This window comes from Marinobacter salinisoli (assembly GCF_017301335.1).
Lineage (GTDB): Bacteria > Pseudomonadota > Gammaproteobacteria > Pseudomonadales > Oleiphilaceae > Marinobacter > Marinobacter salinisoli.
The window spans coordinates 3,119,854-3,140,714 of record NZ_CP071247.1 but is presented as its reverse complement, the minus strand read 5'-3'; the positions used below and the strand labels follow the sequence as shown (position 1 = coordinate 3,140,714).

Genomic DNA, 20,861 nt, shown 5'->3' with positions numbered 1-20,861 from the left:
GCCCTGATGACATCCCGCATGTTGAGACCCGTCAGGGTGTTCATGGCCAGCGCTATCGTGGCGCTGGTCGTGACCGCTCTGGCGGGTTGTTCATTTGAGCCGGAAGAAAATATCTGGGAAATATCCGGGCCGGTTTTCGGCACCACCTATCACATCAGTGTGGTGTTGCCTGAGGACGAGTCGCGATTGCAGCAGCTTGCAGAGGGCATTGAAGGCGAGCTGGAAGCGGTTGATGCGTCCATGTCCACCTGGCGTGCGGACTCGGAACTGTCGGTTCTCAATCGCACCGAGGACCAGTCGCAATGGATTTCACTGTCGGAACCTTTGTTTGAAGTGCTCAAGCGCTCGAAAGAGATTTCGGAACTGACCGGCGGGGCGTTCGATGTCACGGTGGGCCCGGTGGTTAACCTCTGGGGCTTCGGGCCGGAGGCCCGGCCTGAGACGGTTCCCAGCGATGAAAGACTGGCCAAGGCACTGTCCGAAACCGGATATGAGCATCTTGAGCTCAGGGCCCTGACACCGGGGTTGAGAGCCCAGGTGCGCCAGTACATTGATTTGTCGGCCATTGCCAAGGGGTACGGGGTTGACGCGGTTGCCAGATACCTAGACAGTGAAGGGGTTGGCGCCTATCTCGTGGAAATCGGAGGGGAAGTCCGCGTGAAGGGACGCAAGCCCGGTGGCGATGCCTGGCGACTGGCCATCGAAGAGCCCACGTCTGGTGCGCGCCAGGTCAACCGGGTCATAGCATTGGATGGCAAGGCCATGGCGACCTCGGGCGATTATCGTAACTATTACGAATCGGAAGGCCGGCGCTACTCCCATACAATAGATCCTTCAACGGGGCAGCCTATCTCGCACAATCTGGCTTCGGTGACGGTGATTGCCGAAGACTGCATGACGGCGGATGCGCTCGCCACTGGTTTTAATGTGATGGGGTTTGAGCGAGCCAGGGCGCTCGCGGTGCGGGAAAATATTCCCGCTTACTTCATCGTAAGGGCGAAAGACGGCTTCGAAACGCATCAGACGCCAGCTTTCTCGTCCTTTGTGACTCAATAAGCGAGGGTATTATGGGTACCTTTTTACTCGTCCTGTTTATCGTGGTGCTGCTGGTAGCGGCCATGTCGATTGGCGTGATCTTTGGACGCAAACCCATCAAGGGTACCTGCGGTGGTATCGGTGCCCTGGGTATCAGCCAATCGTGCGATATCTGTGGTGGTAACACCCAGAAGTGTGAAGAAGAGAACAAGCGGGCCGCAACTGAGAGCACAACTGCGGATACCCTGACTTACGATGCGAGCAAGTCAGACAACAGATAACAACAAACACAAAATAAACATCTTACGGCGTAGATAAGGAGTTACTGCAGGCATGGCAGAGCATCATTACGACGTCGTCGTTATCGGCGCCGGACCTTCCGGTGAAGGGGCGGCGATGAATGCGACCAAACACGGCAAGCGAGTCGCCATCATCGAAGACAAGCCCATGGTTGGTGGCAACTGCACCCACATGGGGACGATTCCGTCCAAGGCTCTGCGTCACTCGGTGAAGCAGATCATCACCTTCAACACCAACCAGATGTTCCGGGATATTGGCGATCCCCGGTGGTTCTCGTTCCCGCGGGTGTTGCAGAATGCCCAGAAGGTGATTGGCAAGCAAGTCAAGCTGCGGACCCAGTTCTATGCCCGAAACCGGGTAGACCTGATCAATGGCCGTGCTTCCTTCATTGACAAAAACCGTCTTGAAATTCGGGGTAACAAGTCCGTTGAATCCCTGCACTTCAAGCAGTGCGTCATTGCTACGGGTTCCCGCCCGTATCTGCCACCGGATGTGGATTTCCGTCACCACCGGATTTACAACTCCGACACCATTCTGAACCTGTCGCATACACCGCGTACCCTGATCATCTACGGCGCGGGCGTTATCGGTTCCGAGTACGCGTCGATCTTCGCCGGCCTGGGTGTGAAAGTAGACCTGATCAACCCGGGCAGCCGTCTGCTGTCGTTCCTGGATGACGAGATCTCCGATGCGCTGAGTTATCACCTGCGCAACAACGGGGTGTTGGTGCGCCATAACGAGCAGTATGAGTCGGTGGAAGGGGATGACCACGGGGTTGTGCTGTCCCTGCAGTCTGGCAAAAAGATCCGGGCCGATGCGTTCCTGTGGTGTAACGGCCGGTCGGGCAATACAGACAAGTTGAGCCTCGAGAACGTTGGTCTGGTGCCGAACGGTCGTGGCCAGTTGTCGGTGGATGAGCATTACCGCACGGAAGTGGAGAACATCTACGCCGCAGGTGACGTCATCGGCTGGCCAAGCCTTGCCAGTGCCGCCTACGATCAGGGGCGTTCTGCGTCTTCCGATATCGTCGAGGATGAATATTTCCGTTACGTGTCAGACGTGCCCACCGGTATCTACACCATTCCGGAGATCAGTTCGGTGGGTCGCACCGAGCGTGAACTGACAGAAGCCAAGGTGCCTTACGAAGTGGGGCAGGCCTTCTTCAAGGATCTGGCGCGCGCGCAGATTACCGGTGAAGCGGTCGGGATGTTGAAAATTCTGTTCCACCGTGAAACCCGGGAAATTCTGGGCATCCATTGCTTCGGGGACCAGGCGGCCGAGATCGTTCACATTGGACAGGCGATCATGAACCAGGAAGGCGAAGCCAACTCCCTGAACTATTTCATCAATACCACGTTCAATTACCCGACCATGGCGGAAGCCTACCGGGTAGCTGCGTTGAACGGGCTGAACCGGATCTTCTGATCCGGTTCAGCGGGCGGTCAGCGCCTCGCTGGCCGCTATCATTTCATTCGTTGCATTGGGCAGGGCCAACTGGGACTTTGCCCGGTTGTCGAAGAACATGCGGGTACTGGTCGGGTAGTCCGTAATGATGCTATCGACGCCCATTTCCTCCATCACCAGCATGTCGTGAATGCGGTTGACGGTCCATACCGACACATGCAATCCCCGGCGATTGGCATTCTCCACCAGGGTTTTCGAGCACAGTTTCCAGTTCAGGCACAGATAATCGCAGCCCAGTTTGAGCGCCATGCTCAGGGGCTTCGGAAATTTGCGCTCGGCCACAAGCCCGATACGGATGTTCTTGTTGCGGCGGCGCACCTCTTTGAGAAACCAGGTGTCGGACGAGGTGATGGCGACCTTCTGATACAGGTCCCGGCGCTGAATGACTTCGGTTAACCGGTTGCACAGCACATTCAGGCGATGACGCTTGTCGGCCTTCACCTCAAGCTGGAGGTGCTCCAGATCATCGAACTGGTTCAGCAGATCTTCCAGGCTGGGAACACCGACGGGCGCAGGCCAGGAACTGGTGTTGTTGCGAGCGTCCATGCCGGCCAGCTCGTGAGCCGTAAAGCTGGAGACGCTGCCTCTGTGGCTGGTGGTGCGATCGACAGTCAGATCGTGCAAAAGCACGGGTTTACCGTCTTTGGACAACACAAGGTCCAGTTCAAAGTGGCGGATACCATGCCGGTAGGCGTGTACAAAACCTGGCAGGGTGTTTTCGGGGGCCTCTCCTTTAGCACCCCTGTGGCCGTATACAATCATTCCGTTGGATTACCTTCAAGGCGTTGGTAAATGGCCTGGCGCTTCTTCCAGGTGTCGTGGCAAAGCTTGATGTCTTCCAGGTAAGCCGGTAACTCGTCCATCAGCAGAGCCTGTGGCCCGTCCACGAGCGCTTTTTCCGGTTTCGGATGGAAATCCACCAGCACCATGTTGGCGCCTGCGATAACACCCTGAGCGGTCGCGTGCATCACATCCAGAATACCATCCGGGGATTTGTCACGGCTGCCCACCGAGTGCGACGGGTCGACACAGACGGGCATGCGGGTCAGGCGTTTCACTGCGGGCACGTGCGCAAAATCCACCATGTTGCGATGGGGCTGGCCGGCTTCCGTTTTCATTCCCCGCAGGCAGAAAATGACGTTGGCGTTGCCTTCGCTTGCCAGGTATTCCGCCGCATTCAGGGATTCGTTCAGGGTAATACCGAAGCCCCGTTTCAGCAGCACGGGGTAAGTGCTTTGGCGGCCAATGGCTTTCAGCAGTTCAAAATTCTGCGTGTTACGGGTGCCGACCTGAAGCATCACTCCCGTTGGCCGGCCAAGGGCCTCGAGGCAGGAATCGATTTCTTCGATGTGGCTCTCGTGGGTGATCTCCATGGCAATCACCTTGATGCCATGCTTGCCGGCCTTTTCGAACACCCAGGGCAGGCAGCCCTTGCCGTGGCCCTGGAAAGAGTAAGGGTTGGTGCGCGGCTTGTAGGCGCCCATGCGGGTGCAGAGCTGGCCATGCTGTTCCAGCGCCCGCATCATGATTTCCACATGCTCGGGAATGTCCACGGCGCACAGGCCAGCAAAGATATTCAGGTTGGACTGGCTGAATTCCACGCCGTTATAGGTGAAGCCACTTTGCCGTCGATCGTCCTTGTGACGGCCGAGGATCCGGTAATCGTCTGAAATCCGGATTACCCGCTCCACCGCCGGCAGGGCTTCAATCTCGTCCTTGCTCAGGGATTTGGTGTCGCCAAGCAGGTAGATTTCGGTCAGCCGCTGGCTGGTCCCCTGGACTTCGTGAACCCGCACAGACACCCCTGGCAGGTTTTCCAGGTGGTTCATGGTCTGGCGATAGCTGTCGCTGTCCAGCCTGGTATCGGGATGAAGGATCGCTAACATGCGGTCTCCTTTACTGCTGTCTTTTGGCTTCTGCCGAATGCCGGGCCTGCATGTATTCCCGGTGGTTCAGGTGCAGTAATTCGGCCATGCGTCGGATCAGATGCTCTTCGTATTTATCAATGCGCCCATCGGCAAAGGCCACCTGCCAGATGTTCACCAACAGTGCCTGCTTGGCTTCCTGATCAAAGTGCTCGTTGATCTGGCCGGTGAACTCGTAAAGAGACGTGGCGTCATCGGCATGACTGAGGGCATCTTCAAGGATAGCCTCTGCTTCGTCCCGCGACACCTGATGCTCAGCTACAGCGCACTCAATGATGGTCTGCAGCTCGCGATCGTCCTGGTCCCGGTCGATACGCGACAGCTGCAGCATCAGGGCTGTCGATGCGATCGCTAATTGATGGGCATCGGGCTTCTGAGCCTGTGGTTCTGGTGCGGCAAAGAGTTTCTTCAGCTGTTCAATCATGTCATCCCAAACCGTTGCGCTGAGCCGGGTTTCAGGCCGCTTTTGCCAAGCGTCTTACCCGATTTTCAAGTTCAATCTGATCTGCGGCAAACCGCCGGATGCCATCGGCCAGTTTCTCCGTCGCCATGGCATCTTCGTTGGATTCCCAGCGGAACAGGGATTCGTCTATGGCCTGCAGACGTTCATGCGAGCTGGCACCATCGCCGGTCAGTTGGCGCGTGAGTGAACCCTGATCGTCCTGCAATTCCTGAAGCAGGGCGGGGCTGATGGTCAGGCGATCACAACCTGCCAGCATTTCGATTTCACCGGTGTTTCGGAAGCTGGCACCCATAACCACCGTGTCGTAGCCGTGGGTCTTGTAATAATTATAGATGCGGGAGACAGAGAGCACGCCGGGATCCTCCGCTGGCGCGAACTGCTGACGGTCGCTGTTGGCCAGATGCCAGTCCAGAATCCGGCCCACAAAGGGCGATATCAGAAATGCGCCGGCCTGGGCGCAGGCCGCAGCTTGAATGAACGAGAACAACAGGGTCAGGTTACAGCGAATACCTTCTTTCTCCAGCTGTTCTGCCGCTCGTATGCCTTCCCACGTGGAGGCAATCTTGATAAGGACACGGCCGGTATCCACACCATGGCGATCGTACAGGTCTACCATCCGACGTGCGCGCTCGAGCGTGGCGCTGGTGTCGAAGGAAAGGCGGGCGTCTACTTCGGTGGATACAACGCCTGGAATCAGGCCAAGGATTTCTTTGCCAGCCAGAACAGCCAGGGTGTCGGTAGCCATGGTGAGCTGCTCGGCATCCGACCCTCCGTGGCGCTGGGCCTCGGCCACGGCCTTGTCCAGCATGGGGCGGTAGGCGTCTGACGCCGCTGCCTTGAGCAGCAGCGAAGGGTTGGTGGTAGCGTCTTCCGGTCGCCATTGCGCAATGGCGTCCAGATCACCAGTATCGGCAACCACCGTGGTCATGGTTTTTAACTGCTCGAGCTTGTTCATTTGCTGTGTCATCCCGGTTGATCGTTATTGTCACATTCGTCTCCAGAACGTGGTTTCAACGCTTACAATAACGGTCCCGTCTGACAGGAACAAGACAGCCGTAATCAGGGCGCGATTAAGCTTCCGCAATCATGGTCGGTTCCGGCTCGCGGACCTTTTCCAGGGCGGCTTGAACCACCTCCAGTCCAGCGCCCGGTTTGTGAGCGTTCTCGCTGATGTGGCGACGGAATTGCCGGCCGCCGGGCTGGCCATGGAACAGGCCCAGCAGGTGGCGGGTCATATGCCCAAGGTAAACGCCCCGGGCCAGCTCGGATTCGATGAACGGAAACATGGCCCGCAGGGCGTCATGGCGAGTCTGCACAGGCGAGCTTTCGCCAAAGAACTCCGGATCCACGCCGGCCAGCAACCAGGGATTGTGGTACGCCTCCCGGCCCAGCATCACGCCGTCGGTGTGGCGCAGGTGTTCATGGCACTCGTCAAACGTCTTGATGCCACCGTTGATGATGATTTCCAGATGCGGGTACTTTTGCTTCAGGCGGTATACCCAGTCATATTTCAACGGTGGGATTTCCCGGTTTTCCTTGGGGCTCAGGCCATCCAATATCGCAATGCGGGCGTGCACGATAAAGGTTTTACAGCCAGCTTCGGCCACCGTTTCAATGAACTCACACAGATCGTCCCAGGATTCACGGCCATCGATGCCGATCCGGTGCTTCACCGTAACCGGCAGATTGGTCGCCTCAATCATCGCCTGAACGCCTTCGGCCACCTTCTGCGGATGCCCCATCAGGCAGGCGCCGATCATGTTGTTCTGCACCCGGTCACTGGGGCAGCCCACGTTCAGGTTGACCTCATCAAACCCGAACTTCTCGGCCAGCGCCGCACAGTGCGCCAGCTCCTTCGCATCACTGCCGCCAAGCTGCAGCGCAAGCGGGTACTCGGCCTCCTCATGGCGCAAAAACCGCTCGGTGTCGCCATGAATCAACGCGCCGGTAGTGACCATCTCGGTGTAGAGCAGGGTATTGCGGCTGAGCAAACGGGCCAGGTAGCGATAATGGGAGGTGGTCCAATCCATCATCGGGGCGACGCAAAAGCGGCGAGAAGGCCCCAGCCCAGTAACGGCGGGGCTTCCGGCTGAATTCTCAGGAGTGTTGAGGAGGTCGATTTTGCTCATTAAATGCCCATTTTTCTACAGCGGTATCACTATGGTAGCGATGTATTCTATCAGGAAAGTGCGACATCTGAGGCGAGGCTATCAGTACCTACGATAGGGGTTTGCCGAGCCTCTCGTTTTGCAAGTAAACATCGTTTGCATAGGAGTAGGGCCGGATTGCCGACAAGAACCGCTCTGCATACCAACGTAATGCACTGAGCTGGTCCTTAAGTCTGTTGGCGGCAACTTCACCGCCTGGTAGCCTAACTGGATTAAATCGCATGCTTATTGGTCGTAAGGGAATCGCCGAATGAAGGAAACGCTGGCCTATTACAACAACAACGCCGAAGCGTTTGTGGAATCAACGTTTCACGTCAGCATGGAAGAGCTTTATCAGGACTTCTTGGCGCAAGTTCCAGAGGGTGGGCACATTCTAGATGCGGGATGTGGCTCTGGACGGGACGCGTTGCATTTCAGCAATAAGGGATATCGAGTTTCTGCTTTCGATGGATCGGAGGCCGTTGTCTCTCTGGCTCGAGAAAAGACCAGCTTGTCGGTTCAGCATCGCCACTTTTCGGACATCAAAGAAACCAATACATACGATGGGATTTGGGCCTGTGCCAGCCTCCTCCACTTATCTCATGCCGAAGTGCCGGCAGCCATTGAACAGTTGTGGCAAGCGCTGAAGCCGGACGGCGTTTTCTACATGAGTTTCAAGATTGGCAAGGGAGAGCGTAACAACAACGGCAGGCACTTCACTGATGCTGACGAAACTACTGCCGAGCAGTGGATCCAGGACCTAACAGGAATGGAAACTTGTCAGATGTGGCGCACTGATGATCAACGCCCAGATAGACAAGAACGGTGGTTGAACGTTCTTCTAACCAAAGCACCGTCTTCACACAGTAAGTTGACGATTGGTGGGAAAGAACACAATTTTCTGCCCAAGCTCTGTCAGGCTATAAAAGCTGCTGATCAAATTGATATGGCAGTAGCCTTTGTGAAAACTACTGGCTTGAACCTTTTGTTCCCCGATCTAGTGGGTGCGCTGCAAAGAGAGCCAGATGCGGCACGTATCCGGATTCTCACCAGCGACTATCTGGATATCACGGACACGGAGGCCCTCAGAAAGCTTATTCTGCTGCAAGACCATGGAGCTCAGGTTCGCATTTTTCAGAGCCGGGGAAATAGCTTCCATTTGAAAGCCTACCTATTCGCTGGTCACGCTGAGAACCAGCAAATGTGGGGCAGGGCGTTCATAGGGTCCAGTAACATCAGTAGGCAAGCGCTCCAAGATGGTTTGGAGTGGAACTATCAAGTGGATTATCCCTCAGAGTCAGGTTATCTGGAGGCTATCAGCCGGTTTGAGGAGCTCTTGCAGCACCCAAATGTGGTGCCGCTGTCTGATTCGTGGATTGATGATTACGAGAAACGGAGAAATCCGCCGGTCCAACGAGTAGAACCGGGCAGCGATGAAAAACAAGAAGTACCCGTTCCGAATGCTGTTCAAAGCGAGGCTCTGCAAGCTCTGAACCTAACCCGTCAGGAGGGGTATCGTAGAGGTTTGGTGGTGTTAGCAACTGGCCTCGGGAAAACCTGGCTGTCTGCCTTTGATGCGGTACAGACGGGCGCTCGCAGAATTCTCTTTGTTGCCCACCGGGAAGAAATTCTTTACCAAGCTGCTGAGACCTATTTGCGGATCAAGCCGGATAGCCGCGTTGGTTTCTACATGGGCAAGCAGCGAGACCGAACGGTCGATATCCTCTGTGCTTCGGTCCAGACAATCGGTAAGGAAATACATCTGGAACGATTCGACCCACGTCATTTCGATTACATCGTGGTCGATGAATTTCATCACGCTTCCGCGCCTATTTATCATCGGCTCCTCAGTCACTTCGCTCCCCAGTTTTTGCTGGGGTTAACAGCAACGCCGGACAGGACAGACCGCTCCGATATTCTCTCGTTGTGTGACGACAACTTGGTCTTTGAATATCCGCTGTTTGACGGCGTAAAGGGTGAATTCCTCGTACCTTTCCATTACTACGGTATTTACGACGATACCGTAAATTACACCGAGATCCCCTGGCGTAACGGAAAGTTCGATCCCAACCTGTTGGCCAATAAGCTTGCGACGCTGGGGCGGGCTCGTCACGCGCTGAAAGTTTGGCAACAGCACAAGCAAAGCCGGACCCTGGCATTCTGTGTCTCCAGGGCCCATGCCGATTTCATGGCGGGCCAGTTCGAGAAACAGGGCGTTAAGGCAGCGGCCGTTCATGGTGAGTCAGAGATGTCTCGCGGCGAGGCCCTGGAGCTGTTGGGTAGTGGCCAGCTTGAGGTGATCTTCTCGGTGGACCTTTTTAATGAAGGCGTTGATTTGCCGGCCATCGACACGGTTTTGCTTCTGCGTCCAACGGAATCCAAGGTCCTGTTTCTGCAGCAGATTGGCCGCGGCCTTCGGAAAAGCCCGGAAACCGGAAAAGATAAACTGGTGATTTTGGACTTTGTTGGTAACCACCAAAGCTTCCTTCATAAACCCCAGGCGTTGATTGGCCAAGCGATGAACCACCGGCAGCTAGCAGAGTTTGCTCGCAAAGCTGAAAAGGGCCAGCTGGATTTGCCAGACGGCTGCTATATCAATTATGACCTGGAAGTGATCGGCTTCCTGAAAGGTCTTGATCAGAAAGGGGCTGAGAAAGACTACCAGGCGCTAAAGGACACGCTTGGGCGACGCCCGACGCTGACGGAGTACTATCACTTTGGTGCGAGTGTTGTAAAAACGCGCAAACAACACGGTAGTTGGTTCGGCTTAGTACGCGACATGGAGGATTTGACCGAAGCTGAGCGAGAACTGATGACCCGGCATGAAGGCTTTCTGCTCGAAGTTGAGACCACTTCAATGAGCAAATCCTTCAAGATGATATTACTGGAAGCGTTTCAAGAAATGGATGGCTGGCGGAAGCCGCCCGAGTTAGGGGATTTGGCGCAAGTATCTTGGCAAATTCTGAAACGCAGGCCGAAGCTCTTCGCTGAGCTTGCCAAAGGGGTAAAAGATGCTGATGGCTCATCAACTCAATGGCAACAGTACTGGAAGAAGAATCCCGTCGATCACTGGACCAACAAAACTCCAGCCGTTTTCGAGGTCCGTAATGACGAATTTAAGCCAACGTTTACACTGGACACCAATCAAATCAGCGTTTTCGAAGAAATGGTGCGAGAGCTGATTGAGTATCGCCTCTCATCCTATGAAGCACGCCAGTCGACCAAGGACGTTCCCTCCACAGTGCAAAATGTCATTCCTGTTACCCCCTCTGGAGCTGAGCTACCTTATTTTCCCACGCTAAAGATTGCGTGTGGCCATTTTAGAAACAGCTCTGCAGACGAACCCGAATACAGGTCGATCGGTTTCGGTCATGGACGAATTAATCCAAATCGACATTTCATCGCAAGGGCTTCCGGGAACTCTATGAACGGAGGCAAAAATCCGATTCGCGATGGAGACTATTTGTTGCTGGAGCAAATAGATTCAAACAAAGCGGGCTCAATCACTAACAAAACACTGGCTATCGAACGGCTTGATGAAGCTGGCGACACTCAATATCTGCTGAGAACAGTTCAGAAAACACCGAGTGGCGAGTACGTGCTCAAGGCGGCTAACCCAAGTTACGAGGATATTGTGGTCACTCCTGAGTTGAGTGAGCAGTTTCGAACGTTCGCCCGCCTAGAAGGTGTTGTTGAACCGCTGGAAATGGCTCTTGGACAGGAAATCCCGAGAGAGAAGATTCCGGAATTATTCGGAGCGACTTTTAATCCCGGCAATTGGCAAAGCGGACACGTCTTCCTGAAAGATGCCAATGCCCATGTTTTGTTGGTGACGTTAAACAAGCAGGGCAAAGGCGTCCAGCACCGCTATGTCGATCATTGGATTGATGATCAAACATTTCATTGGCAGAGCCAGAACTCAACAATGCCTCAAAGCAAGCGCGGTCGGGAACTGATCGAACACCAAAAGCTAGGACTCTCAGTGCATCTATTTGTCCGCGACAATAAGCTGCGTAATGGTAAAGCGGCACCCTTCACTTATTTTGGGCCTGTCGAATATGAGAGCCATGAAGGGAGCGGTCCAATGAGCGTGATTTTCAGACTTAATTCGACGGATTAAGGCTTTATGCTTAAGCGCCATGCTGTTTGAATGCAGTAAAACTCTCGGCTCGATAATAATGTGAAAATCAACGAACCCAGCTCATCAGGATGATGTCATGCCCCAATCGCCCCTCTCCCAATCACTAAGGCTCCCCTGCGGAGCAGTCCTGCCAAACCGCCTTGCCAAGGCTGCCATGACCGAGGGGCTGGCAGACGATCAGCTCCACGCCACCCAACGCCATGAAACCCTGTATCGGAGGTGGTCCGATGGCGGAGCGGGGCTGTTGATTACCGGCAACGTGATGATTGATCACCGGGTGTTGGAGCGGCCGGGTAATGTGGCGATTGATCCTGCGCCGGCTGAAGGCGAGCCGGTGGGTATGGCGCAGCTGCGAGCCTGGGCCGATGCGGGCACCCGCAATGGCAACCATTTGTGGATGCAAATTTCCCATGCCGGTCGGCAGTCGCCGCGTTACGTTACCTCCCGCCCGATGGGGCCTTCGGCGGTGCAGCTATCGCTGATGGGCAACTATGCCCGCCCACGGGCACTCACGGAACCGGAGATCCTCAACTTTATCCAGCGCTTTGCCAATGTGGCCCGGATCGCCAAAGAGGCGGGCTTCACCGGCGTTCAGGTGCATGGGGCTCATGGCTATTTGTTGTCGTCTTTTCTGTCGCCGGTCACCAACCAGCGCACCGATCGGTGGGGTGGGTCGCTGGAGAATCGCGCCCGTTTCCTGCTTGAGGTGGTGCGGGCGACGCGCGCCGCTGTGGGGCCGGAGTTTCCGGTGGCGGTAAAGCTGAATTCCGATGATTTCCGCAAGGGCGGCTTTACGCTCGATGAGTGTGTGAACGTGGTGCGCTGGCTCAATGAGGAGGGCATTGATCTGCTGGAGGTTTCCGGTGGCACCTACGAACAGCCGCGTCTGCTTGGGTACAGCGGTGATGCCGACACGGCGAGCGAAGGGCCGGCCATGCGGGAAAGCACTCGCAAGCGGGAGGCTTACTTCCTGGGTTATGCCCAGACAATTCGTGAGGTGTGCGATTGCCCACTGATGGTCACCGGTGGATTCCGGACGCGCAGGTTTATGGAGGAGGCGATTGCCAGCGGCGAAACCGACGTGATTGGCCTGGGCCGGCCGCTCTGCACGGATCCGGATACACCCAGGGATCTTCTTGATGGGCGAATCGAAAAGGCGGTTTGCCATGAAGATCACGTCAAGCTTGCCGAGCGGGGATTTTTCTCGCCGGCCAGTCCGCTGATGCCACTTAAAATAATAAACGTGCTTGGAGGCCAGGCTTGGTACTACCAGCAAATTTTCCGGCTGGCGGATGACAAAGAGGCTGATCCGAACCTGGGTATCCTCAAGGCCTTCGGAGCATACGTGAAGGATGAAATGAGCCGGGCCCGGCGGGTGAAGAAGGCCCGCCGTATATAAAGATCAGAATAGAACCCAATCCTGCATCCTCAGTTGGAACGCGCCAACCTGTCGGCCCGAAACGAAAAGGCTCACTGAAGCCAGGTGCGCAAGATTCAGCGGTTCTGCATCGGTCACTGTCTTGCCGCGCCAGGTCGGTATGAATTCACTGAAGGGGAGCCGGATGCGGCTCCAGTCTTCCATATCTGGGGTGAACGCGTGCTGGTATACAATGCTGTGCCGGTCCGTGCCGTTCCGAAGGCCGACCTTGTAGGTTTTGCCGTCGCCGAGAGCAAGAAACTCGATACCTGTGTAACGGGAAGCATCGAATGCTTCCGGCAGGTCGGCTTTGACGGAGGCAAAGCCGCCGCCGTTATCGAGCCGGACTGTGCCATGAAAGAGCCCGACCCCTTCCGCGGAACTGGTCAGCTTGCCGTCGGATTGTCCGCCCATGACCTGATCACCGAGGGAGTTCCATTCCAGTGCTTTGCCCTGGCTATTGAACGTAACCAGGGTAGTGTTGCCTTTGCTGGTATTGAGCGTGTCTTTCATTGACTTACCTTTACCCACTTTGCAGAGACTCAGGCTAACATTCTGGATGAAAAGGCGCCGATACAGTAGGTGCCTGATGGCGTTACACTAATCGCCAGGCCTAAGTTCATAAACACTGTTCAGAGTAATTGGGGTGAGCTGTTGAACGACTACCTCGACAAAATCCTCCGTGGCCAGCCACTCAACTACGAAGCATTCTAAAAAAAGCTCCCCGAACGGTTTCGCAGAACCCCAGACACCACCCAGCGGTTTACAAAGGCACTCTCCTTGGCGGAAGATTTGGGCTTTGCGTCGCTGGCCTTGGCATTTCGGGCCACCGGCAAGTTTATGGAACAGGAGATGATTCTGGATGACTGACCAACAGGCGAGCCTGAGTACCTTTTCATTTGGCATACGGCGCCTGGTGCTGGTGGATTCCGCCGGCTTTTGTTACGTCGAAGTTCCCGTCGACAACCATGGTTTGATCCTGGGGCCGGGCAACCTGGGCAAATCCAGCTTGCTGAACTCCTTACGCCTGTTCCTGTTGCCGGAAAACAACTTCAAGAACAGTCGCAAGAAATTCGCCTTCCGCAATGCCAGCGCGGGCAGTTTCTACACCAACGAAGAAAGCTACCAGCACTATTTCCCCAGTCAGTTCAGTTTCCTGATTATGGAGGCGGAAAACCCGGCGGGCACTCATTGCCAGATCCTGTACCGGGACAACGCCAGCCAGCTCAGCTACGGCCGGGCCTTTGTGCCGGTGAGCTACGATCAGATCCGCCCCTTGTTCTGGAATGGCGACACGGAAGACGGTATTGGCCAGGCGGTGCCGGAACTGTCCTTCAGCCGGCTTTCTGAAGCACTGAAGAAACTCTCGAAAGATACCCGGCTGGTAAACGATCCGGCCAAGCTCAAAGCCATGCTCTACAGCAGTGATCTGATGCATGCCGATGCGGTGCGCTATTCGGTGCTGCCGCTGGGTGAGTCGGACGAACGCCGGGTGCAGTCCCTGCGCACGTTGATCCTGCTGCTGTTCGAAATGAAGGCGGACGATCAGGCCATGGCCAATGCGGTGGCCAGCATCATCGAGGCGGACAAGAAGTTCGTCGATGATGCCTTTGATTTCAACGTCGATGATTTCCTCAACCGGCACGAGCAACTCAAGCAGCAGCAAAACCAGCTCAACCGGATTGAAAAAGAGCGGGCCCGGTTCGATAAGCTCAGCCGGGCCTATGACGCTTATCAGTCGTTGCTGGGCAGCCAGCAGGATTTCGCGGGTTTCCGGGAGGGTTTGTCGAATGCGTTGCACGATATTGGCGAACGACGTAAAGCCGCCGTGGAGGTCTGGAACGAGCAAAGTGAAATACTCCGGCGCGTGTTGCAGGGGTTAAAACAACTGGAAGCGGAGGCCGGTGCGCTGCAAGGTGAGATCCGATCGGCCGATCGTCGCCTCAAGCAGGCAGAGCGTTACCAGAAAGACGGCGAGCTGCTGGTGTATCAATACGGCGAGATGACCCTGCAGGAAATCGAGGACATCCAGAAGGAAGAGTTGGAGAGCAAGCGAGGGCATCTCGCCGCGTTGAAAAGCGCCGCCCAGGCCGAAATCCGGCTGGCGCAGATCGAGCGCAAGAAACAGGATTTAGAGCGTAAGCGAGACACCCTGAAGGAGCGCGAAAGCAAGCAACAATGGCAGCTGCAGAACCAGCTGGACGAAGCCACGGCGGCACCATTGCGGGCGGTGGACCAACGGCTGATGCTGGCCAGCCCCGGTGAGGATCTGGACGCCGACAGCAAGGCCACCATTGAAGCCTTTGCCCGTCTGTTCAACGCTACCGATAAGGGGTTCGACTGGTTCGATGCGGAATACCCCGGCCAGCCGGCCCGGCAGACCAATTTTGCCGAGCAGTACCAGCACATAGAGGGCGAACTGAATGGTCTGGAAAAGGAGCGCTCCGAGCTGGCGGATACCGCCCACAAGGAGCACGACCGCCCGGTGCTGATCGAGCGCACGGAGAAGGAAATCCGCGCCATCGAAAAAGATCTGGACACCCTGAGCCGTTACCCCGCTGCCGCGACCACCTTACGCGACGCGACTGAAGAAAAGCTGGCCGCCGAAGAGCAACTGGTCAAGCTGGAGGAGAAGGCCCGGCTGGAGCACGATACTCAGGATGCCGTGCAGCAAAAGGTGGCCAGGGCGAAGGCTGAAAAAGACCGCATCGAAGAACGGGAGCGTGAACTGGCCAACCTGAGCCGCAGCGTTGGCACGGTGGAGCACCGGTTCCCGTTTCTTAAAACGGTGGAATCGCAACACTCCCTTCCGATCGAAAAGGTCTCGGTTGCCGCCTTTGACGACGTGCAAAAGCAGCTGGATGACCTGGAAGAGCATCGTCGCAACATTCTCGATCACCTGCGCCAGTTCGTGTATCTGGGCATTCATGAGGATGGCGAGGGTGAGCTGCAGAAAGACAGCCCGGCGCCTTCGACGCTTCGGGAAACCTTCAAGAGCCTGGAGGATTTGTTTGCCGGTATGACCGAACGCTGGCGCGTGCTGGAAGAGCAGATCGCCATCCACAACGAAACCGTGGCCAGTTACCGTCAGGCACTGAAATCCAACCACGAACACATCGCCCGTTTCGAGGCGCAGCTGAATCGGGAGCTGGACGGCGTTCAGATCAACGATCTGGTTGAGATTCGGGTGGATATTCACACCGACCCGAAATTCCGCAATCTGGTGGAAGAAGCCAACAACATCGATCCCTACGGAAACCAGCTCCAATCCGATGCCTTCTACGATCGCCTGCGGGTGTTCGTGGCGGATTTCTTTGGTGAGCAGGGCGGCAGCAAGCGCCTGACCATGGACAAGGTGATCACCGGCATTTCCTACCGCACCCGCAAGGCCAATGCCACCAGCCTGGACAAGAAAGGTCAGTCTACGTCTACGACTGCACTGATTAACCTGGAGCTGGTTTATCGACTGCTCAAGCGTGTGCTGTACCCGGGGGTGGCGCTGTCGTTTCCGATGGTGCTGGACGAGCTGGCCAGTGTGGATATCAGCCAGATGCCGTCGCTGCTGGAGCGGTTGGGCAAGCAAGGCTTTAATTTGTTTTCCGCCGCTACCCACAGCGCCAGCGCGGAAGTGATCTACCTGATCGGTCGCCACCTTGAGGTTGGGCAGATGCGCACCGGTCGCCCCTACAGCCCGCAACGTACCCTGGTGTTCTGGGGCGGGGCGGAAGGCTTTACCAGCGGCGAACCCCTGAGCCACTGGGCGGATCAGACCCAGAACAGCCTGCTGGAGCCGGTGGATGAGTAAGCGCTTCAGCACGCTGGACACCACGCGCCTGCTGTTCGATCACCCGAAGATCCTGTTCCGGCTGATCGAGCGCATGGACCGCAATGAGGCCCGATACATCCTCGAAAGCGATCTGGTGGCCGAGGTGATGGACTACACCCGCAACCTCGGCAAGGCCGATCGGGAGCGGGTGCGGCTGGCCATGAACACCGAGAACCTGTTTCGTAGTGGCCTGATCATCGACATCATCAAGGCCGAAGGCGAGCGCCGGCTGGTATTCCAGGATGCGCTGATTAACCTGATGCGGGCTTGTAACGCGTCGCTCTACCAGGAGCTGACCGATGCTCGGCTGCGGGGGCATCTGGTGACTCTGCGGGATGTTCGGAATCGGCTGGAGACCAGCACGTTCAGCGATGCCGATCTGGATTACACCGAACTTCGTGATGACCTGAACGAAAGGGTCAGCCAGCTCATCGGCCTGTTGCGCCAGAACGTGTTGCGCATGCAAACGATCAGCACCCAGCTGGCGGATCTGTCCGGCGATGCCAGCCGGGAACCGGAGAAATACCTCGAGTTGCGACACAATCTGTTCGAGCAGATCGTCACCCTCTATGAGCGCCACATCAAACCGACCCTGGTGTTCCTGAACCCGGACACCCGGCTGCCGGACGGCAGTAACCTGTTCGAAACCCTGAATGCCATGGTGCGGCTGCTGGAGAGTCACGATGACCATTCGTTGGCCGATCAGTTGTTCCGATCCGCCATCAGTTTGAATGCCCTGTATAAACCCATTCAGGCGGTGGCCCAGGAAGTGGAACACTTTCTGCGCAAGACGCGCCGGGGTATGGCCCAGTACAACGCCATGGAGCATTTCTATGGCAAGCTGCGGGAACTCAAGGGGGAAACCGAAACCCTCAGCTTACGCCGCAAGTGGCTGGAAGGTGGGGAGTTTGCCCGAAGTACTGGATTCCTGGTCGGCTTGCGGGCGCAGCAGCGGCCAAAGCACTATGCCTTTGGCAACTCCTCCAGCTATTACCAGCTGATGTTCAGCGAGCTGGAATTGCGGCTGAGCGACCTCCGCCGCAAGGCCGAAGCGCCGGTTCTGCAGGAAGTGGAGGGCAGTGGCCGCCATGCCCGCATTGATGTCAAACGAATCAATCAGCTCTACCAATGGCTGGATACCCTGGGCCTTCGGCCCACTCAAGACCTGGTCCGGGAACTGCACGGCCGACTGGATGGTTTTATCCCGGGCTATCGTTTCCCGGATCTGCTTGCGGCCCTGAATCGACTGGTTAATTCGCCACCGGAGGGGATGCGTGTGATCACCAGCAACCGCTTCCGAACGCTGGACCAACCTGAGGGCGGTGAACAGTTTGTGTACCGTAAACGCCGCCTGGAATCCGATACCCGGGATTCTGTTCATCCGGATATAGACCAAGAGAAACGCCATGCCTGATTTTTCTGACGTGACGGAAACCAACGAAGCCGGTGAACGCACCGCCCCGGATAGCCACTTTGACCAGATCCTGCCGGCTCATAGTGCCGCCATCTACCGCGAATTTCAGGCCGGCCGGGTGATCGTGCGGGAGATCTGGGACAAGAACCGTTCCGAGCTGCAGGCCAATCCGCTCTACAACCTGCTGTTCAACCACCTGTCTCACTTCCGGACTTTCTACGAGCATCTGGGCAGCGAGTTGGTGTTCAACGAAGCCGGTAACTTTTTCTTCCTGAAGGAAAGCAGCGACGACGAAAGCGAAGAGCATGACGAGAACGCCTTCCGGGTGCAGGTGGTACTGCTGCTGATTGGCCGCTATTTCGCTCGCAGCGGGCGAGACCTGGACTATCTGGGGCGCCCGGATGCCGGGCTGAGCGAGCAGGACTTCAATGCCATGGCGAGTGATGAGGAATATCAGGATATCCTCAGAGCCGCGCGCTTTGAGAAGGGTATGCCAGAAGCTCTGGACTACCTGGATAAACGCAATCTGTTGTTCCGATCCGGTACCAACCGCTGGTTCCTGAGTTCCGCCGGTCTGTATTTTTTGCAGGAACTGGTGCGGGAATATGAGCAGTGATCCCCAAGTGCGTTCGCACTGAGTGAGTTTTCAGCGCTTTGCTGATGTGGGGCTTTTTTCATCACGATCCCGGTGTTGCGACAAGCTTACAACGAGGTCTTGGTGAGTTCGATTTTGTTAACGGTGAAAAGTAATCCATCCCTTATATTTTACACTTTATAAGTGAACGGAGTTTCCGTTTTTAATATTGTGTGTATTCTTTGTGTATATGTTTTGGGGTCGTTTATTCAATGTTGTATTAAAATCTTGTCTGTCATTCTATTAATTAATTTGGTGTTTTTTAAGATTCTGAAATTTAGTGCAAATATTTTTTTGTCGACACATATTTAAGATGTGCCGCATAAATACTCTCTTGTTGAAAAGCCTCTCTTGTCTATTTTAAGGCACGTGAAGTAGTCAGGCTCACTGGCCTGAACTCAATGAGCCGGTCGAGCCATTTTACCTTACTTAAATAAGAATAAGGGGCTTGATCATGAATAACCAAAACGACCCTCTGTTATTAGACTCTGATGACGTTCGGAGTGGCTTTATTTCCGGCCAGACGTTTGAAGCAAAACCGATTAACTATTCCATAGTGGAAGAGAAGGACCCTGACACCGGAGCGCCAATGCGCCTGGCGGTGTTTGAGGGCTGCATCGTGCTTGGAACAGAAGACGAAATGGCGGCCATGACCGCAGAAGTCCGAAATCAGGCAGACGCCGCGGCGGAGGGCGATGAGTCCATACAACACGGGGTTGGGATTACCGGCAGGCGCTATCGTTGGCCAGGCGGCATTGTTCCCTACGAAATTCACACGAACCTACCGAACCAGGCGCGGGTCACGCAAGCGATCGCGCACTGGCAACAGCGAACCAAGATCAGGTTCGTCCGGCGGACGTCGTCGCATGCATCGCGCTACCCGAACTACATTCGCTTTATGCCGGCATCCGGTTGCTGGTCAATGGTTGGTATGCGCGGCGGGCGCCAGGATATTGGTCTGGCGGGGGGCTGTGGTCTCGGTGCGACGATACATGAGATCGGTCACGCGGTTGGTCTTTGGCACGAGCAGAGCCGGGAAGATCGCAATCGCTTTATCAGGATCAACTTTCAGAACATTATCCCCGGCCGCGAGCACAACTTTAATCAGCATATTACGGATGGCGATGATTACGGCGGGTACGATTACGGCTCGATTATGCATTACGGACGGACAGCATTCTCGCGCAACGGCCAGCCGACCATCGAGCCGCTTCGGCAGGGAGTGACTATTGGTCAGCGTAACGGGCTCAGCGCCGGCGACGTTGCTGCAGTGCGGGCGATGTATCCCAACCTTGAACCGAGCCGGACCTGGTTAGGTGTCCAGTTCCGGGGAACGGTGCCCGGTGGTCAGACCCGTTCCTGGTTCTCACATAGCTGGCCTGCCCATTGGCATGTTGACTGGACGGTGGTCCCTACCAGCCCGCCCCGTGATGCGGGCGCCCAGATTGAGTGGAAGGTTCGCGTCACTCGCCAAAGTGATTCCGTGGGGAATTACGGTGCACTCAATAAATATTTCATCCAGGTCCGTAATCTGGTGAATTATCCGGTTGGCATTGAAGCCCGTTATCACGTGCTGGGGTGGTTAAGATGAGTATCAACGAAAGCGCAGAAATGGAATTGTCGGAGGATGCTTCTGATGCCCACGACGCCGGAGGGCCATCGGCTGAACTGGTAAACGCCGTTGAAGGGCTCTTTGAGACGGCGGTATATGGTGCAGAAGGAGAAACCGGAGAACGAGAAAATACCAGTGGGCTTGAGTCCGTTGCGCCGGTGGCTGCCCAGGATGGCGGGGGTGCTCCGGCAATGATTGCAGACGATGTTGACCTGAGTCTGGAAGAGGACGTTGATTCAAACGGGGCTTCCAGCGGGGCATCGGAAACTGGCGCTGCTGACGCAGAGGACGGCGGAGCAGCGCCAGGCCTGATCGCCGATGACGAAGTTTCCGATTTCGAAACGCCGAAGGATTCGGAGCAGCTCAGTGAAGATGACCTGGCTAGCGCCGAAGACGGAGGTGGTGCACCCACGCTGGCCGAAGACGAGTCTCTGACCGACGGCTCGGAGGACGATGCTGAATCAAAATAGAATTGGGACTTGC

16 protein-coding genes are annotated in these 20,861 nt (G+C 56.0%); 10 read left to right on the top strand and 6 right to left on the bottom strand.

Annotated features, from left to right (window positions below; all coding sequences use genetic code 11):
• Positions 1 to 6: 6 nt before the first annotated feature.
• Genes LPB19_RS14320 through sthA form a run of 3 tightly spaced genes read left to right on the top strand, consistent with a single transcriptional unit; the run spans position 7 to position 2,760 of the window.
• Complete coding sequence (locus LPB19_RS14320) at positions 7 to 1,056, top strand: FAD:protein FMN transferase (RefSeq protein WP_206643562.1); 1,050 nt, start codon at positions 7 to 9, stop codon at positions 1,054 to 1,056.
• A gap of 11 nt (positions 1,057 to 1,067) precedes the next feature.
• Positions 1,068 to 1,316: a (Na+)-NQR maturation NqrM gene (gene nqrM / locus LPB19_RS14315; RefSeq protein ID WP_206643561.1), complete on the top strand. Its 249-nt coding sequence runs from the start codon at positions 1,068 to 1,070 to the stop codon at positions 1,314 to 1,316.
• Positions 1,317 to 1,368: 52 nt separating this feature from the next.
• Complete coding sequence (sthA, locus tag LPB19_RS14310) at positions 1,369 to 2,760, top strand: Si-specific NAD(P)(+) transhydrogenase (RefSeq protein WP_206643560.1); 1,392 nt, start codon at positions 1,369 to 1,371, stop codon at positions 2,758 to 2,760.
• Between the two features lie 6 nt (positions 2,761 to 2,766).
• On the opposite strand, the gene LPB19_RS14305 is transcribed toward sthA, so the two are convergent.
• From LPB19_RS14305 to dusA, 5 genes are all read right to left on the bottom strand, one after another.
• Entirely contained in the window at positions 2,767 to 3,561 is a 795-nt protein-coding gene (locus tag LPB19_RS14305; RefSeq protein ID WP_206643559.1) for a glycerophosphodiester phosphodiesterase, read from the bottom strand.
• Complete coding sequence (locus tag LPB19_RS14300) at positions 3,558 to 4,685, bottom strand: 3-deoxy-7-phosphoheptulonate synthase (protein ID WP_206643558.1); 1,128 nt, start codon at positions 4,683 to 4,685, stop codon at positions 3,558 to 3,560. The genes LPB19_RS14305 and LPB19_RS14300 overlap by 4 nt, the downstream gene beginning before the upstream one ends.
• A gap of 10 nt (positions 4,686 to 4,695) precedes the next feature.
• Complete coding sequence (locus LPB19_RS14295) at positions 4,696 to 5,148, bottom strand: tellurite resistance TerB family protein (RefSeq protein ID WP_206643557.1); 453 nt, start codon at positions 5,146 to 5,148, stop codon at positions 4,696 to 4,698.
• A 31-nt stretch (positions 5,149 to 5,179) separates the two neighbouring features.
• Positions 5,180 to 6,142 (bottom strand): transaldolase, encoded by a 963-nt coding sequence (tal, locus tag LPB19_RS14290; RefSeq protein ID WP_206643556.1) that lies wholly within the window; start codon positions 6,140 to 6,142, stop codon positions 5,180 to 5,182.
• Between the two features lie 115 nt (positions 6,143 to 6,257).
• Positions 6,258 to 7,220 carry a tRNA dihydrouridine(20/20a) synthase DusA gene (gene dusA / locus LPB19_RS14285; RefSeq protein ID WP_266097050.1) on the bottom strand — a complete coding sequence of 321 codons (963 nt, stop codon included), beginning with the start codon at positions 7,218 to 7,220 and terminating at the stop codon, positions 6,258 to 6,260.
• A gap of 385 nt (positions 7,221 to 7,605) precedes the next feature.
• On the opposite strand from dusA, the gene LPB19_RS14280 reads away from it, so the two are divergent.
• Together LPB19_RS14280 and LPB19_RS14275 are read left to right on the top strand one after the other, a co-directional pair.
• The gene (locus LPB19_RS14280; protein ID WP_206643554.1) at positions 7,606 to 11,454 is read left to right on the top strand and encodes a DUF3427 domain-containing protein; all 3,849 of its coding nucleotides are present in this window, start codon (positions 7,606 to 7,608) and stop codon (positions 11,452 to 11,454) included.
• Positions 11,455 to 11,551: 97 nt separating this feature from the next.
• Positions 11,552 to 12,874: an NADH:flavin oxidoreductase/NADH oxidase family protein gene (locus LPB19_RS14275; protein ID WP_206643553.1), complete on the top strand. Its 1,323-nt coding sequence runs from the start codon at positions 11,552 to 11,554 to the stop codon at positions 12,872 to 12,874.
• Positions 12,875 to 12,877: 3 nt separating this feature from the next.
• Here LPB19_RS14275 and LPB19_RS14270 read toward each other — a convergent pair whose 3' ends face one another.
• Positions 12,878 to 13,405 (bottom strand): CIA30 family protein, encoded by a 528-nt coding sequence (locus tag LPB19_RS14270; protein ID WP_206643552.1) that lies wholly within the window; start codon positions 13,403 to 13,405, stop codon positions 12,878 to 12,880.
• A 349-nt stretch (positions 13,406 to 13,754) separates the two neighbouring features.
• On the opposite strand from LPB19_RS14270, the gene LPB19_RS14265 reads away from it, so the two are divergent.
• From LPB19_RS14265 to LPB19_RS14245, 5 genes are all read left to right on the top strand, one after another.
• Positions 13,755 to 16,697 (top strand): hypothetical protein, encoded by a 2,943-nt coding sequence (locus tag LPB19_RS14265; protein ID WP_206643551.1) that lies wholly within the window; start codon positions 13,755 to 13,757, stop codon positions 16,695 to 16,697.
• On the top strand, positions 16,690 to 18,132 hold the full coding sequence (locus LPB19_RS14260) for a hypothetical protein (protein WP_206643550.1): 1,443 nt from the start codon (positions 16,690 to 16,692) through the stop codon (positions 18,130 to 18,132). The genes LPB19_RS14265 and LPB19_RS14260 overlap by 8 nt, the downstream gene beginning before the upstream one ends.
• A complete protein-coding gene (locus LPB19_RS14255) occupies positions 18,125 to 18,748 on the top strand; it encodes a condensin complex protein MksE (RefSeq protein ID WP_228289126.1) in 624 nt (207 codons plus the stop codon). The genes LPB19_RS14260 and LPB19_RS14255 overlap by 8 nt, the downstream gene beginning before the upstream one ends.
• A gap of 472 nt (positions 18,749 to 19,220) precedes the next feature.
• Complete coding sequence (gene legP, locus LPB19_RS14250; protein ID WP_206643549.1) at positions 19,221 to 20,357, top strand: Dot/Icm T4SS effector Zinc-dependent metalloprotease LegP; 1,137 nt, start codon at positions 19,221 to 19,223, stop codon at positions 20,355 to 20,357.
• Positions 20,354 to 20,848, top strand: coding sequence for a hypothetical protein (locus tag LPB19_RS14245; protein ID WP_206643548.1), 495 nt, complete (start codon positions 20,354 to 20,356; stop codon positions 20,846 to 20,848). Before legP ends, LPB19_RS14245 begins: the two co-directional genes overlap by 4 nt.
• The last annotated feature ends 13 nt before the right edge of the window (positions 20,849 to 20,861 follow it).

What these genes read in the sequence shown, in the direction of transcription:
- LPB19_RS14265 (WP_206643551.1), top strand. Translation starts at nt 13,755, where the DNA reads ATGACTGACCAACAGGCGAGCCTGAGTACCTTTTCATTTGGCATACGG.
- legP (WP_206643549.1), top strand. Translation starts at nt 19,221, where the DNA reads ATGAATAACCAAAACGACCCTCTGTTATTAGACTCTGATGACGTTCGG.
- LPB19_RS14260 (WP_206643550.1), top strand. Translation starts at nt 16,690, where the DNA reads ATGAGTAAGCGCTTCAGCACGCTGGACACCACGCGCCTGCTGTTCGAT.
- LPB19_RS14305 (WP_206643559.1), bottom strand. Translation starts at nt 3,561, where the DNA reads ATGATTGTATACGGCCACAGGGGTGCTAAAGGAGAGGCCCCCGAAAAC.
- LPB19_RS14295 (WP_206643557.1), bottom strand. Translation starts at nt 5,148, where the DNA reads ATGATTGAACAGCTGAAGAAACTCTTTGCCGCACCAGAACCACAGGCT.
- nqrM (WP_206643561.1), top strand. Translation starts at nt 1,068, where the DNA reads ATGGGTACCTTTTTACTCGTCCTGTTTATCGTGGTGCTGCTGGTAGCG.
- LPB19_RS14320 (WP_206643562.1), top strand. Translation starts at nt 7, where the DNA reads ATGACATCCCGCATGTTGAGACCCGTCAGGGTGTTCATGGCCAGCGCT.
- sthA (WP_206643560.1), top strand. Translation starts at nt 1,369, where the DNA reads ATGGCAGAGCATCATTACGACGTCGTCGTTATCGGCGCCGGACCTTCC.
- LPB19_RS14245 (WP_206643548.1), top strand. Translation starts at nt 20,354, where the DNA reads ATGAGTATCAACGAAAGCGCAGAAATGGAATTGTCGGAGGATGCTTCT.
- LPB19_RS14270 (WP_206643552.1), bottom strand. Translation starts at nt 13,405, where the DNA reads ATGAAAGACACGCTCAATACCAGCAAAGGCAACACTACCCTGGTTACG.
- LPB19_RS14280 (WP_206643554.1), top strand. Translation starts at nt 7,606, where the DNA reads ATGAAGGAAACGCTGGCCTATTACAACAACAACGCCGAAGCGTTTGTG.
- LPB19_RS14275 (WP_206643553.1), top strand. Translation starts at nt 11,552, where the DNA reads ATGCCCCAATCGCCCCTCTCCCAATCACTAAGGCTCCCCTGCGGAGCA.
- LPB19_RS14255 (WP_228289126.1), top strand. Translation starts at nt 18,125, where the DNA reads ATGCCTGATTTTTCTGACGTGACGGAAACCAACGAAGCCGGTGAACGC.
- tal (WP_206643556.1), bottom strand. Translation starts at nt 6,142, where the DNA reads ATGAACAAGCTCGAGCAGTTAAAAACCATGACCACGGTGGTTGCCGAT.
- LPB19_RS14300 (WP_206643558.1), bottom strand. Translation starts at nt 4,685, where the DNA reads ATGTTAGCGATCCTTCATCCCGATACCAGGCTGGACAGCGACAGCTAT.
- dusA (WP_266097050.1), bottom strand. Translation starts at nt 7,220, where the DNA reads ATGATGGATTGGACCACCTCCCATTATCGCTACCTGGCCCGTTTGCTC.